This window comes from Streptomyces viridifaciens (assembly GCF_001888885.2).
Classification (GTDB): domain Bacteria; phylum Actinomycetota; class Actinomycetes; order Streptomycetales; family Streptomycetaceae; genus Kitasatospora; species Kitasatospora aureofaciens.
The window spans coordinates 2,038,379-2,052,398 of the sequence record NZ_CP090841.1; the positions used below are offsets into that span (position 1 = coordinate 2,038,379).

At 70.8% G+C, this 14,020-nt stretch carries 11 protein-coding genes; 3 read left to right on the forward strand and 8 right to left on the reverse strand.

The genetic code is table 11. The annotated features are described in order from the left end of the window. Nucleotides 1-97 precede the first annotated feature (97 nt). From uvrC to uvrA, 3 genes are all read right to left on the reverse strand, one after another. Entirely contained in the window at nucleotides 98-2,197 is a 2,100-nt protein-coding gene (uvrC, locus tag BOQ63_RS16420) for an excinuclease ABC subunit UvrC (protein WP_037830758.1), read from the reverse strand. Nucleotides 2,198-2,263: 66 nt separating this feature from the next. Next, on the reverse strand, nucleotides 2,264-2,707 hold the full coding sequence (locus tag BOQ63_RS16425; protein ID WP_030288276.1) for a Rieske (2Fe-2S) protein: 444 nt from the start codon (nucleotides 2,705-2,707) through the stop codon (nucleotides 2,264-2,266). 103 nt (nucleotides 2,708-2,810) lie between these two features. Further along, nucleotides 2,811-5,723, reverse strand: a complete 2,913-nt coding sequence (gene uvrA, locus BOQ63_RS16430) for an excinuclease ABC subunit UvrA (RefSeq protein ID WP_030288275.1) — start codon at nucleotides 5,721-5,723, stop codon at nucleotides 2,811-2,813. A gap of 269 nt (nucleotides 5,724-5,992) precedes the next feature. Here uvrA and BOQ63_RS16435 point away from each other — a divergent pair, with 269 nt between their 5' ends. Continuing rightward, nucleotides 5,993-6,727, forward strand: a complete 735-nt coding sequence (locus BOQ63_RS16435) for a maleylpyruvate isomerase family mycothiol-dependent enzyme (protein WP_046386072.1) — start codon at nucleotides 5,993-5,995, stop codon at nucleotides 6,725-6,727. Nucleotides 6,728-6,775: 48 nt separating this feature from the next. Then, nucleotides 6,776-7,429: an MBL fold metallo-hydrolase gene (locus tag BOQ63_RS16440; protein ID WP_030554923.1), complete on the forward strand. Its 654-nt coding sequence runs from the start codon at nucleotides 6,776-6,778 to the stop codon at nucleotides 7,427-7,429. 94 nt (nucleotides 7,430-7,523) lie between these two features. On the opposite strand, the gene BOQ63_RS16445 is transcribed toward BOQ63_RS16440, so the two are convergent. From BOQ63_RS16445 to zapE, 5 genes are all read right to left on the reverse strand, one after another. After that, complete coding sequence (locus tag BOQ63_RS16445) at nucleotides 7,524-8,504, reverse strand: TerC family protein (RefSeq protein WP_072654531.1); 981 nt, start codon at nucleotides 8,502-8,504, stop codon at nucleotides 7,524-7,526. A gap of 200 nt (nucleotides 8,505-8,704) precedes the next feature. Further along, nucleotides 8,705-9,283: a TerD family protein gene (locus BOQ63_RS16450; protein WP_030288268.1), complete on the reverse strand. Its 579-nt coding sequence runs from the start codon at nucleotides 9,281-9,283 to the stop codon at nucleotides 8,705-8,707. Nucleotides 9,284-9,544: 261 nt separating this feature from the next. Beyond that, complete coding sequence (gene uvrB / locus BOQ63_RS16455) at nucleotides 9,545-11,635, reverse strand: excinuclease ABC subunit UvrB (protein ID WP_030288266.1); 2,091 nt, start codon at nucleotides 11,633-11,635, stop codon at nucleotides 9,545-9,547. Nucleotides 11,636-11,679: 44 nt separating this feature from the next. Further along, nucleotides 11,680-11,841 carry a hypothetical protein gene (locus BOQ63_RS16460; protein ID WP_167395750.1) on the reverse strand — a complete coding sequence of 54 codons (162 nt, stop codon included), beginning with the start codon at nucleotides 11,839-11,841 and terminating at the stop codon, nucleotides 11,680-11,682. Nucleotides 11,842-12,016: 175 nt separating this feature from the next. After that, the gene (gene zapE / locus BOQ63_RS16465; RefSeq protein ID WP_223886246.1) at nucleotides 12,017-13,063 is read right to left on the reverse strand and encodes a cell division protein ZapE; all 1,047 of its coding nucleotides are present in this window, start codon (nucleotides 13,061-13,063) and stop codon (nucleotides 12,017-12,019) included. Between the two features lie 146 nt (nucleotides 13,064-13,209). On the opposite strand from zapE, the gene BOQ63_RS16470 reads away from it, so the two are divergent. Further along, entirely contained in the window at nucleotides 13,210-13,986 is a 777-nt protein-coding gene (locus tag BOQ63_RS16470; RefSeq protein ID WP_043388873.1) for a pyrimidine reductase family protein, read from the forward strand. Nucleotides 13,987-14,020 lie beyond the last annotated feature (34 nt).

Consider the following 14,020-nt stretch of genomic DNA (forward strand, 5'->3'; position numbering starts at 1 on the left):
TTTCTGCTGGGGAGAACGCGCACGGCACGGCCGCCCTTCCCCGTCCCGGACAGGCGGGCGGGTTCGGGGCGCGCCGATGGACGGGCGGCGTCGGCCGTCATGGCGTCTCCTGGGATGGTGCGGTCTGGGATGCTGCGGCCACCGGCTCGGCGGCCTGGTCAGGCCTGTCCTCGATGATCTCGCCGGTCGCGGTGTTGACCGCGGGTGCGGCAGGTGTACGGGACGACAACGCCGCCGCAACAGTTTCCGCGGTGCGGCGCCCGATGCCGGGTACCGCGCAGATCTCGTCGACGGTGGCGGCCCGGAGCTTCTTCAGCGAGCCGAAGTGCTTGAGCAGCGCCCGGCGGCGAGTTTCGCCGAGGCCCGGGACGGAGTCCAGCTCCCCGGCGGTGAGTCGCTTGGAACGCTTGTTGCGCTGATAGCTGATAGCGAAGCGGTGGGCCTCGTCGCGCACCCGCTGCAGCAGGTAGAGGCCCTCGCTGGAGCGCGGCAGCACGACCGGGTCGTCCTCGCCGGGCAGCCAGACCTCCTCCAGGCGCTTGGCCAGGCCGCACAGCGCGACGTCGTCGATGCCCAGTTCCTCCAGGGCGCGCTTGGCGGCGGCGACCTGCGGCTGGCCGCCGTCGACCACCAGCAGCTGCGGGGGGTAGGCGAAGCGCTTGGGGCGGCCGTCCTCGTCCCGGGCACCGACGGCGGTGACGGGGTCGGCGGTGACGGCATCGGCGGTGATGGGCTCGGCGGTGACGGGGTCGTCAGCCTCCGGGACGGCCCACTCGCCGGTCTGCTCGCGCTCCTGGAGGTAGCGGCGGAACCGGCGGCTGATCACCTCGTGCATCGAGCGGACGTCGTCCTGGCCCTCGAAGCCCCTGATCTGGAAGCGCCGGTACTCGCTCTTGCGGGCCAGGCCGTCCTCGAAGACGACCATCGAGGCGACCACGTCCTCGCCCTGGAGGTGGGAGATGTCGTAGCACTCGATGCGCAGCGGAACGGAGTCCAGTTCCAGCGCGTCGGCGATCTCCTGGAGGGCGCGGCTGCGGGTGGTGAGGTCGGAGGCGCGCTTGGTCTTGTGCAGGGCGAGCGCCTGTTGGGCGTTGCGCTGCACGGTGGCCATCAGGTCCTTCTTGTCGCCGCGCTGCGGGATGCGCAGGTCGACCTGGCTGCCGCGCAGACCGCTCAGCCACTCCCGGACGGGGGCGAGCGGCTCCGGCAGGGCGGGGACGAGCACCTCCCGCGGGACGGACTCGTTGCGCTCCTCCGCGGCGGCGCCGCCGTAGAGCTGCTGGAGGGCGTGCTCGACGAGTCCGGCGGTGTCGACGTCCTCGACCTTGTCGGTGACCCAGCCGCGCTGGCCGCGCACCCGGCCGCCGCGGACGTGGAAGATCTGGACGGCGGCTTCGAGTTCGTCCTCGGCGACGGCCAGCAGGTCGGCGTCGGTGGCGTCGGCGAGCACGATGGCGTTCTTCTCCATCGCGCGCTTGAGGGCGCCGATGTCGTCGCGAAGCCGGGCCGCCCTCTCGTACTCCATCTCGGCGGCGGCCTCCCGCATCTGGTCCTCCAGCCGGCGCAGGTAGTTGCCGGTGCGCCCGGCCATGAAGTCGCAGAAGTCCTCGGCCAGTTCCCGGTGTTCGTCCGCCGAGACCTTGCCGACACAGGGCGCGGCGCACTTGCCGATGTAGCCGAGCAGACAGGGGCGGCCGACCTGCCGGGCGCGCTTGAACACGCCGTTGGAGCAGGTGCGGACGGGGAAGACGCGCAGCAGCAGGTCGACCGTCTCGCGGATCGCCCAGGCGTGCCCGTACGGACCGAAGTAGCGCACGCCCTTCTTGTGGGCCCCGCGCATCACCTGGACCCTCGGGTACTCCTCGTTGAGGGTGACGGCGAGTTCCGGATAGCTCTTGTCGTCGCGGTACTTGACGTTGAACCGTGGATCGAACTCCTTGATCCAGGAGTACTCCAGTTGGAGCGCCTCGACCTCGGTGGCGACCACGGTCCACTCCACCGAGGCGGCGGTGGTGACCATGGTCGCGGTGCGGGGGTGCAGCCCGGCCAGGTCCTGGAAGTAGGACGACAGGCGCGGGCGCAGGCTCTTGGCCTTGCCGACGTAGATGACCCGGCCGTGGGCGTCACGGAACTTGTAGACGCCCGGGGAGGTCGGGATCGCGCCCGGCGCCGGGCGGTAGGTGCTCGGGTCAGCCATGGCTCCACCGTACCGATTGCGGTCGCGGCCGGGGGGACGGGATCGAGGGGGAGGCGCTCAACTGCTTCAGCTCGGGGTCACCTTGAGGTTCCCGCCCTCGACCGTGACGGCGTAGGCGGGCAGCGGGCTGGGGGCCGGGCCGTCCTGCACCGCACCGTCGGCGATGCCGAACCGGCTGCCGTGGCAGGGGCACTGGATCTGCTCCTGCTTCACCTGGTCCACGATGCAACCGGCGTGGGTGCACTTGGCGCTGAAGGCCTTGAACTGGCCGGCGGCGGGCTGGGTCACCACGATCTTCTGCTCGCGGAAGACCTTGCCGCCGCCCTCCGGGATCGCCGAGGCCGGGCCGAGGTCCACCGCGCCCTGGGGGGCGCTGCTCTTCTCCGAGGAACCGGCGGAGGAACTGCAGCCGGTGACGGCCACGGTGCCCCCGGCCGCCAGGACGGCCGCGGCACCGCAGAGCAGGGTGCGCCGGGAGGTGGCGGGGCTGGTCTCGGGGGCCTCGGACATCGGTGCGCTCCTACGGGTTGCTGCTGCGAGGGACCACGGAAGTCTATGCCGCACGCGCCCCGCCGATCCCGAGCTTCCCGGGAGCGGCGGGGCGGGTGAAGGACTACTTCTTGCCGGCGGCGGCCCGCTTGCGCGGGGCCTTCCTGGCCGGTGCCGCGACCGGGGCGTCCGCGAAGTCACCCGGCAGGATGTCCCGCAGGAACTTGCCGGTGTGGCTCTCCGAGACGGCCGCGATCTGCTCCGGGGTGCCCTCGGCGACGACCGTGCCGCCGCCGGAGCCGCCCTCGGGGCCCATGTCGACGATCCAGTCGGCGGTCTTGATCACGTCGAGGTTGTGCTCGATCACGATCACCGTGTTGCCCTTGTCGACCAGCCCGCTGAGCACCTTGATCAGCTTGCTGATGTCCTCGAAGTGCAGACCCGTGGTCGGCTCGTCCAGCACGTAGACCGTCCGCCCGGTGGAGCGCTTCTGCAGCTCGGAGGCCAGCTTGACGCGCTGTGCCTCGCCGCCGGAGAGCGTCGGCGCGGACTGGCCGAGCCGGACGTAGCCGAGGCCGACGTCGTTGAGCGTCCGCAGGTGGCGGGCGATCGCGGGGACGGCCTCGAAGAAGGCCAGCGCCTCCTCGATCGGCATGTCCAGCACCTCGGCGATGGACTTCCCCTTGTAGTGCACCTCCAGCGTCTCCCGGTTGTACCGGGCGCCGTGGCAGACCTCGCACGGCACGTAGACGTCCGGCAGGAAGTTCATCTCGATCTTGATGGTGCCGTCGCCGGTGCAGTTCTCGCAGCGGCCGCCCTTCACGTTGAAGGAGAACCGGCCCGGGAGGTACCCGCGGACCTTCGCCTCCTGGGTCTCCGCGAAGAGCCGGCGGACGTGGTCGAACACCCCGGTGTAGGTGGCCGGGTTGGACCGCGGGGTGCGGCCGATCGGCGACTGGTCGACGTGCACCACCTTGTCCACCAGGTCGGTGCCGGTGATCCGGGTGTGCCGGCCGGGCACGCTGCGGGCGCCGTTCAGCTCCCGGGCGAGGTGGGTGTAGAGGATGTCGTTGACCAGCGTCGACTTGCCGGAGCCGGAGACGCCGGTGATCGCCGTCAGCGTGCCCAGCGGGAAGCCGACCGTGACGTCCTTGAGGTTGTGCTCGCGGGCGCCGTGCACCGTCAGCTGGCGCTTCTTGTCCCGGTCGCGGCGGGCGGCCGGGATCGGAATGGACCGCTTGCCGGAGAGGTACTGGCCGGTCAGCGACTCCTTGTTGGCGAGCAGCTGCTTCAGCGACCCGGAGTGCACCACCTTGCCGCCGTGCTCACCGGCGCCCGGGCCGATGTCGACCACCCAGTCCGCGGTCTTGATGGTGTCCTCGTCGTGCTCGACCACGATCAGGGTGTTGCCGATGTCGCGCAGCCGCACCAGCGTCTCGATCAGCCGGTGGTTGTCCCGCTGGTGCAGGCCGATGGACGGCTCGTCCAGCACGTACAGCACGCCGACCAGGCCGGAGCCGATCTGGGTGGCCAGCCGGATGCGCTGGGCCTCGCCGCCGGACAGGGTGCCGGCCGCGCGGTCCAGGGAGAGGTAGTCCAGGCCCACGTCGACCAGGAAGCGCAGCCGCTCATTGACCTCCTTGAGGACCCGCTCGGCGATCTGCTTGTCCCGGTCGTTGAGCTTCATCGCGCCCAGGAACTCGGCGCAGTCGCTGATCGACATCGAGGAGACGTCGGCGATCGACCTGTCCTCGACCGTGACCGCCAGCACCACCGGCTTGAGCCGGGTGCCCTGGCAGGTCGGGCAGGGCACCTCGCGCATGTAGCCCTCGAAGCGCTCGCGGCTGCTGTCGCTCTCCGCCTCGGTGTGCCGGCGCTGGATGAACGGCACCGCGCCCTCGAAGCCGGTGCTGTACGAGCGCTCGCGGCCGAAGCGGTTGCGGTAGCGCACCTGCACCTGGTGCTTGTGCCCGTACATCAGCGCCTTCCGGGCGCGGGCGGGCAGCCCGGCCCAGGGGATGTCGGTGCGGAAGCCGAGCTCCTCGGCGAGCGCGTCGATCAGGCGCTGGAAGTAGTCCTTGGCGTGCCCGGCCGACCACGGGTGGATCGCGCCCTCGTCCAGCGAGCGCTCCGGGTCCGGCACGACCAGCTCCGGGTCGACCTCCATCCGGTTGCCCAGGCCCGAGCAGTCCGGGCAGGCGCCGAACGGCGAGTTGAAGGAGAACGAGCGCGGCTCCAGCTCCTCGAACGACACGTCGTCGTACGGGCAGTAGAGGTGCTCGGAGTACATCCGCTCGCGCTCCGGGTCACCCTCGGGGAGGTCGACGAAGTCGAGCACGACCATGCCGCCGGACAGCCGCAGGGCCGTCTCCACCGAGTCGGTGAGCCGCCGCTTGGCGCTCTCCTTGACGGTCAGGCGGTCGATGACCACCTCGACGGTGTGCTTCTCCTGCTTCTTCAGCTTCGGCGGCTCGGCGAGCTGGATCGTCTCGCCGTCGACCCGGGCGCGGGAGTAGCCCTTGGACTGGAGGTCGGCGAAGAGGTCGACGAACTCGCCCTTGCGCTCGCGCACCACCGGGCTGAGCACCTGGAAACGGGTGCCCTCGGTGAGTTCCAGCACCTTGTCGACGATCGCCTGCGGCGACTGCTTGGCGATCGGGCGGCCGCAGTGCGGGCAGTGCGGCTTGCCGATCCGGGCGAACAGCAGGCGCAGGTAGTCGTAGACCTCGGTGATCGTGCCGACGGTCGAACGGGGGTTGCGGTTGGTGGACTTCTGGTCGATCGAGACGGCCGGGGAGAGGCCCTCGATGAAGTCCACGTCGGGCTTGTCCATCTGCCCGAGGAACTGACGGGCGTAGGAGGACAGCGACTCGACGTAGCGGCGCTGGCCCTCGGCGAAGATCGTGTCGAAGGCGAGCGAGGACTTGCCGGAGCCGGAGAGGCCCGTGAAGACGATGAGGGAGTCGCGGGGCAGGTCGAGCGAGACGTTCTTGAGGTTGTGCTCGCGAGCACCGCGGACGATGAGGCGGTCGGCCACTGCTTCTGGCGCCTTTCTCCGGGGCGAGAGGGCTTGCGGTGTGAGGTGTTCTTCTTCCAGGATGCGGCAGCCAGCCTACTAGCTCAGACGTTCGAATCACGACCTTGTCCAGCCGGGACCACCCGAACGAGTGAGAGCGCCTCCCGGACCGTCCGTACCCGGACCGAAAAAGGCCCTGCTCAGGACGCGGTTTCGGCGATAGCGTCGGCTGGTCAACGAGCGAAGCCCCGCGCGGGCAACGCGCCGTCTCGTACAGAAGGCAGTTTTCGATGACCGACCCGCAGTCCGCAGCCGCCGTCGCCGCCGAGCGGCTGAGCCTGGTCGAGAGCAGCACCCGGCGCATGCTGGAGACCGTCGCCGAGCTGAAGCCCGACGCCGTCACCGAGCCCTCCGCGCTCCCCGGCTGGACTCGCGGCCACGTGCTCGCCCACCTCGCCCGCAACGCCGACTCCCTGGTCAACCTGCTCACCGGCGCCCGCACCGGCACCGACATCCCGCAGTACGCCAGCGAGGAGGAGCGCGAGCAGGGCATCCAGGACGGCGCTGGCCGCCCGCTGGAGGAGCAGCTCGCCGACCTGCGCGAGTCGCACGAGCGCTTCCTCGCCGCCGTCGCCCTGATGAACGACGAGGACTGGGCCGCCGAGGTGCGGCACCGCTCCGGCGCCGTCTTTCCGGCCTGCGACCTCGTCTGGAAGCGCCTGGGCGAGCTGGAGTACCACCTGGTCGACCTGGACGGCGGCTACTCCCCCGCCAGCTGGCCGGAGCCGTTCGCCGTCGCCGAGTTCCACAGTCTGGCCCTCCGGCTGCACGGCACCGACCTGCCCGCCGTCGAGCTCGTCGCCGAGGACACCGGGGACCGCGGCCTGATCGGCTCGGGCCCGGTCTCGCTGACCGTCCAGGGCCCCGTCCGCGCCCTGCTCGCCTGGCTCTCCGGCCGCTCCGGCGGCGCGGACCTGCGCCGCAACCCCGACACCGCGCTCCCCCAGCTTCCCCCGCTGGGCTGACGGCGCGAGGATGATCCTGAACCCTGCTTTCGGACGAGGAGCGGACGGATGACGTACCACGGAGCGGTCAAGGTCGGCGGACCGCCGGACGTGCGGGAACTGGCCCACCTGATCATCACCAAGGTGGCCGTCGGCCCCTACGACAACAACGCCTACCTGCTGCGCTGCCGGGCCACCGACGAACAGCTGCTGATCGACGCGGCCGCCGACGCCCCGGTGCTGCTGGAGACCGTCGGGGACGACCTCGAAACCGTGGTCACCACCCACCGGCACCAGGACCACTGGGGCGCGCTGGCCGAGGTGGTCGCCACCACCGGCGCCCGCACCGCCGCCGGGGAGCACGACGCCGAGGGCATCGACGTGCCCACCGAGCTGCTGCTCGCGGACGGCGACCGGCTGCGGGTCGGCGAGGTCGAGCTCACCGTCCGGCACCTGGTCGGGCACACCCCGGGCGCGATCGTGCTGATCTACGACGACCCCCAGGGCCACCCCCACGTCTTCACCGGGGACTGCCTCTTCCCAGGCGGCGTCGGCAACACCTGGGGCGACCCGGAGGCCTTCAGGACCCTCTTCCGGGACGTCAACGAGAAGATCTTCGACGCCCTCCCCGACGAGGCGTGGGTCTACCCCGGCCACGGCAACGACACCACCCTCGGCGCCGAGCGCCCCCACCTGGAGGAGTGGCGCGAACGCGGCTGGTGACGGTTCCCTCCCGGCCCGGCCGCGCCGGGGCCCCGCGACGGTCTGCGTCGCGGGGCCCCGGCGGTTCTCGGGCGCTTGGGGTTTCTCAGGTGCGTCAGGCGTCCAGCTTCTGCGGCTCGGGCTCGGCCCCGGCGGCCTTCCTGGAGGCCATCAGGCTGGTCACCGTCGTCACCACCAGGACCACCACGATGACGCCGAGCGAGAGTGGGATGCCGATCTCCGGGACGTGCGCACCGGCCTCGTGGGCGGCGTGCAGGACCAGCTTCACGCCGATGAAGCCGAGGATCACCGAGAGGCCGTAGCTCAGGTGGACCAGCTTCTTCAGCAGGCCGCCGATCAGGAAGTACAGCTGGCGCAGGCCCATCAGGGCGAAGGCGTTCGCCGTGAAGACGATGTACGGGTCCTGGGTGAGGCCGAAGATGGCCGGGATCGAGTCCAGGGCGAACAGCACGTCCGTCGTACCGATCGCCAGCATGACGATCAGCATCGGGGTGATCAGCCGGCGGCCGTTCTCCACGATGAAGAGCTTGGTGCCGTGGTAGCGATCAGTCGACGGGAAGCGCCGGGTGATCGACTTGAGCAGGCGGTTCTCCTCGAACTCCTCGTCCTCCTCGTCGGCCCGGGCTTCCTTGATCAGCTTCCAGGCCGTCCAGATCAGGAAGGCTCCGAAGAGGAAGAACACCCAGGAGAACTGCGCCACCAGCGCCGCGCCGCCGGCGATGAACGCCGCCCGGAGCACCAGGGCGATGATCACACCGAACATCAGCACGCGCTGCTGGTAGATCCTGGGCACCGCGAACTTGCCCATGATCAGGATGAACACGAAGAGGTTGTCGACGCTGAGCGACTTCTCGGTGATGTAGCCGGCGAAGAACTCGCCCGCCGGCTGCCCGCCGGAGTGCCACCAGAGGAAGCCTCCGAAGAGCGCCGCCAGCGCGATCCAGACGGCCGTCCAGATCCCGGCCTCCTTGACCGAGACCTCGTGGGGCTTGCGCCCCCCGATGAAGAAGTCCGCCACGATCAGTGCGATCAGCACACCGATCGTGGTGGCCCACATGGTTACGGAAACGTCCATGACTGCTCCTCCGGCAGCTAGGCGAGACGGGTCGTCACTGCCGGAGGTCTCTTCCGCCCACGGGCTCGCCCGGGGACCAGCGCCCCGGGGCGCCGCGACGGGCACCCGTGATGACGGGGTCGACTGTTGGGGAATACTCCCCTCCGCTGCCATCGAGAGTAACAGAGAAGGCAAAGAAGAGTAAAGAAGGTAAAGAACCGTCAGAGGAACGGCTCGATCGCCGGCAGCAGGTCCTGGAAGGTCCGACCCTTCGCGGGGGCGCCGATCGCCTGCATCTCCCAGCCGCCGTTGCCGTCCCGGACCACCTTCGCCATGATCTGCCCGGTGTGCGGCCCGCCGCCCGCCAGCTCGTACCGGGCCAGCTCCACCCCGGTGGTCTCGTCCAGCAGCCGGCAGTGCGCCTGGCGCACCTCGGCGAAGGTCTGCCCCGTGTACGAGCTGACCGTGAACACCACCTGGGTGATGTGCGGCGGCACGTGCAGCAGGTCGACCAGGATCGCCTCGTCGTCCTCCACGCCGGAGCCGCCCTCCAGGTTGTCCCCGGTGTGCCGCACCGAGCCGTCGGTGGACTCCAGGTGCTGGAAGAACACCACGTCGGTCGGGGTCTTCTCGGCGTACAGCAGTGCCGAGGCGTCCAGGTCGATCTTCCTGGTCCGGCTGCCGAACAGGCCCCGCTTGGGGGCGGCCTGCCAGCCGAGCCCCATCCGGACCACGGTCAGGGTGCCGCCCGCCCCCTTCTGGAGGCTGACCCGCTGCCCCTTGGCAAGGTTCACCGACACGACGTTGTCCTCTCTGCCGGCCACGCGGTCGCTGCCGCCCGGCTCCCCGGTGGAACACCCCGTCGCCGTCCCCCGGCTGAGGCCCCCTCTGCTGACGGCCCGCATCCCCGTCCGAGGGCGCGATGCCGCAGGCCAGCCTAGGGCCTGCGGCACCCGCGACTCCTCCGAGTTACCCGGTTTGTGGCAAGGCTGAGACACCGCCGGGCGGTTGCCCCCCGCAGGTGCGGGGGAAGGGCGTGGCCCGGCGCCCCGCACATGTTGTCAGGCCACCCCCGCCTCGCGCATCTGCCGCAGCTCCTTCTTCAGCTCCTTCACCTCGTCGCGCAGCCGGGCCGCGACCTCGAACTGGAGGTCGGCGGCCGCCGTGTGCATCCGGTCGGTCATCTCCTGGATCAGCTCCGCCAGCTCGGCGGCCGGCAGCGACTTGGCCGGCTTGCGGTCCGCGCCCAGCATCGGCACCGGGGCCTTGCCCTTCCCCTGGCCCCGGTAGCCGGTGGAGAGCAGTTCGTCGGTGTCCACGTCCTCGCGGGCGAGGGTGTCCAGGATGTCGCCGATCTTCTTCCGCAGCGGCTGCGGGTCGATCCCGTGCTCCTTGTTGTAGGCCTGCTGCACGGCACGGCGGCGGTTGGTCTCGTCGATCGCCTTCTCCATCGACGGGGTGATCCGGTCCGCGTACATGTGCACCTGGCCGGAGACGTTGCGGGCGGCACGGCCGATCGTCTGGATGAGCGAGGTGCCGGAGCGCAGGAAGCCCTCCTTGTCCGCGTCCAGGATCGCCACCAGCGACACCTCGGGCAGGTCCAGGCCCTCGCGCAGCAGGTTGATGCCGACCAGCACGTCGAACCGGCCGGCCCGCAGCTCGCGCAGCAGCTCAACCCGGCGCAGGGTGTCCACGTCGCTGTGCAGGTACCGGACCCGGATGTCCAGGCCGAGCATGTAGTCGGTGAGGTCCTCGGCCATCTTCTTGGTCAGCGTGGTGACCAGGACGCGCTCGTCCCGCTCGACCCGCTTGCGGACCTCGTGCACCAGGTCGTCGATCTGGCCCTCGGTCGGCTTGACGATCACCTCGGGGTCGATCAGACCGGTCGGACGGATGATCTGCTCGACCTGGCCGTCGCCGCGCGACAGCTCGTACGGGCCCGGCGTCGCCGACAGGTACACCGTCTGACCGATCCGGCCGAGGAACTCCTCCCACTTCAGCGGGCGGTTGTCCATCGCGGAGGGCAGCCGGAAGCCGTGCTCGACCAGGGTGCGCTTGCGCGAGGCGTCGCCCTCGTACATGGCGCCGATCTGCGGGACGGTGACGTGCGACTCGTCGATGACCAGGAGGAAGTCCTCCGGGAAGTAGTCCAGCAGGGTGTTCGGCGGGGAACCGGGCTCGCGGCCGTCGAAGTGCATCGAGTAGTTCTCGACGCCCGAGCAGGTGCCGATCTGGCGCAGCATCTCGATGTCGTAGGTGGTGCGCATGCGCAGCCGCTGGGCCTCCAGCAGCTTGCCCTGCTTCTCCAGCCTGCCGAGCGTCTGCTCCAGCTCCTGCTCGATGCCGGTGATCGCCCGCTCCATGCGCTCGGGGCCGGCCACGTAGTGCGAGGCGGGGAAAACGTAGATCTGCTCGTCCTGGCTGATGATCTCGCCGGTGAGCGGGTGGAGGGTGTAGAGGGACTCGATCTCGTCGCCGAACATCTCGATCCGGACGGCGAGTTCCTCGTAGACCGGGAAGATCTCGATGGTGTCGCCGCGGACCCGGAAGGTGCCGCGGGTGAAGGCCACGTCGTTGCGCGCGTACTGGATGTCGACGAAGCGGCGCAGCAGCACGTCGCGGTCGATCTCCTGGCCGACCTTGAGCGGGACCATCCGGTCCACATACTCCTGCGGGGTGCCGAGGCCGTAGATGCAGGAGACGGAGGCGACCACGACCACGTCGCGGCGGGTGAGCAGCGAGTTGGTCGCGGAGTGGCGCAGCCGCTCGACCTCCTCGTTGATCGAGGAGTCCTTCTCGATGTAGGTGTCCGTCTGCGGGACGTAGGCCTCGGGCTGGTAGTAGTCGTAGTACGAGACGAAGTACTCGACCGCGTTGTTCGGCAGCAGCTCCCGGAACTCGTTCGCCAGCTGCGCGGCCAGCGTCTTGTTCGGCGCCATCACCAGGGTGGGGCGCTGCAGCTTCTCGATCATCCAGGCCGTGGTGGCCGACTTGCCGGTACCGGTGGCACCGAGCAGCACGACATCCTTCTCCCCTCCCCGGATGCGCCGCTCCAGCTCGGCGATCGCCGCCGGCTGGTCACCGTTCGGCTGGAAGGGACTGACGACCTCGAAGGGCGCCACGGACCGCTCAATACTCGTGATGGGACGCACGCCTCCACCGTACGACCCACCACTGACAAGCGGCGCCGCTTCGGTCAGGCCGCGTGCGCCTCGAACCTCATGGCGGGCTCGCGGGCGGGGTCGATGCGCACGGCGGCGTCGAAGGCGGCGGCGAGCAGCTCGATCAGCGGCAGGGTCGGGTCGACCCCGCTCTCCTCGATGCTCTCGACGGCCTCCTCGTCGAGCCCCGTGTGCACCCGCCGCTCCGCGCTCGGGCCTCGGCCAGCGCCATCCGTCGCCCGGCCGCCCGGTACTCCTCGCTCTCGCGGTGCTCCGGCGGCACGACCCGACGGGTGTGGTAGCCGTCTCCGGTCATCCGACCTCCTTGTTCGGCCGTTGGTCCAACGGCCGAACGGGGAGGGAGGTCACGGATCAGCCCTTCGCGCTGTCGCGGGCGAGGGCGACCAGGCGGGATATCGCACGCAGGTACTTCTTGCGGTAGCCGCCGCGCAGCATGTCCTCGGGGAAGACCTGGTCGAAGGGCAGGCCGGAGGCGGTGATGGGCAGCTCGCGGTCGTACATCCGGTCGGCGAGGACGACCAGGCGCAGCGCGGTGGACTGGTCGTCGACCTGGTGCACGCCGCGCAGGCAGACGGCGGTGACGTCGTCCAGCAGCGCGCCGTAGCGGCTGGGGTGGACAACGGAGAGGTGGGCGAGCAGGGCCTCGAAGTCGTCCAGGGAGGCGCCGGGGGTGCGGGCGGCGACGGCCGCGACGGTGTCGTCGGCGTACGGCGGCGGGGCGTCGGGCAGGCCGCGGTGGCGGTAGTCCTGGCCGTCGATCCGCATCGGGCGGAAGTGCGCGGACAGGCCCTGGATCTCGCGCAGGAAGTCGGCGGCGGCGAAGCGGCCCTCGCCGAGCTTCTCCGGCAGGGTGTTCGAGGTGGCGCACAGCTTGACGCCGTTCTCGACCAGCCGGCCCAGCAGGGTGGAGACCAGCACGGTGTCGCCCGGGTCGTCGAGCTCGAACTCGTCGATGCACAGCAGGGTGTGCCCGGAGAGGGTCCGGACGGCCTGCTGGAAGCCGAGCGCGCCGACCAGGTTGGTCAGCTCGACGAAGGTGCCGAAGGCCTTGGGGCCGGGGGCGGCGTGCCAGAGCGAGGCGAGCAGGTGGGTCTTGCCGACGCCGTAGCCGCCGTCGAGGTAGACCCCGGCCGGACCGGTGGGCGCGGGGGCGGAGCGGCGGAACCAGCTGCGCTTGGGCGCAGAACCGTTTCCTCGCCCGAGGGTGCCGGCGAACTGCTCCAGGACCTGGACCGCCTCGTACTGGCTGGGCTGGGTCCGGTCCGGGATGTACGTCCCGAAGCTCACGTCGGCGAACCGGGGCGGCGGGACCATCTCGGCGACCAGCCGCTCGGCGGGCACGACGGGGCGGCGGTCGGTGAGCGCGATCGGGTTGCCGGCCGGGCTCGCGGCGGCTATCGGGTCGGTCGCGGTGGCGGGGCGGGAGGCTGCGGGCACGGTAGTAGAGGGTACGCCTGGTCCCTGCCGCCCCCGAAACGCCCCCGGAACGCCCCCGGACCTCCTGTGGGCCGCCCCGAGAGGGGCTCCGGTGGAACACTGAGGACATGCAACAGTTGATCAGCCCGCTGGGCGCTCCGGTCGCCGATCCGTCCGATCTGGAATCGCTCGCCGCCGTCTACGCGTACCCCGACCAGGTGAATCGGGGGCGCCCGTGGCTGCGCGCCAACATGGTGTCCGGGCTGGACGGCGGGGCGCGGCTCGACGGCCTGTCGGAGGGCCTGTCCAGTGACGCGGACAAGCGGATCTTCGGCGTGCTGCGCGCGCTGTCGGACGTGGTGCTGGTGGGCGCGGAGACGGTCCGGGCGGAGGGCTACCGGCCGGCCCGGGCCCGTCGGGAGTTCGCGGCCGCGCGGGCGGCGGCGGGGCAGTCCCCGGCGCCGGCGATCGCGATCGTGAGCCGCTCGCTGGATTTCGACCTGGGCGCGCCGCTGTTCACGGAGCCGCTGGTCAGGACGGTGGTGATCACGGTGGAGGACGCCCCCGAGGAGCGCCGCCGGGAGGTGGCCGAGGTGGCCGACGTGGTGCTCGCCGGGCGCGGCTCGGTGGACCTGCGGGCGGGGGTGGCGGCCCTGGTGGAGCGGGGCTGGACGCGCCTGCTGACCGAGGGCGGGCCGCGGCTGCTGGGGCAGCTGGCGGCGGCGGACCTGCTGGACGAGCTGTGCCTGTCGCTGGCCCCGCTGGTCACGGGGGGCGACGCGCCGCGCATCCTCCACGATGCGGAAATGCCTGACGTGCAACGGATGCGGCTGGTCTCATTGATCGAGCAGAAAGGATTCCTCTTCACCCGCTACCTGCGTCACCCGGGTTCGGAGACCCCGTGACCCCCCGATCGTGATCCCGTTATGCGATGCCGGG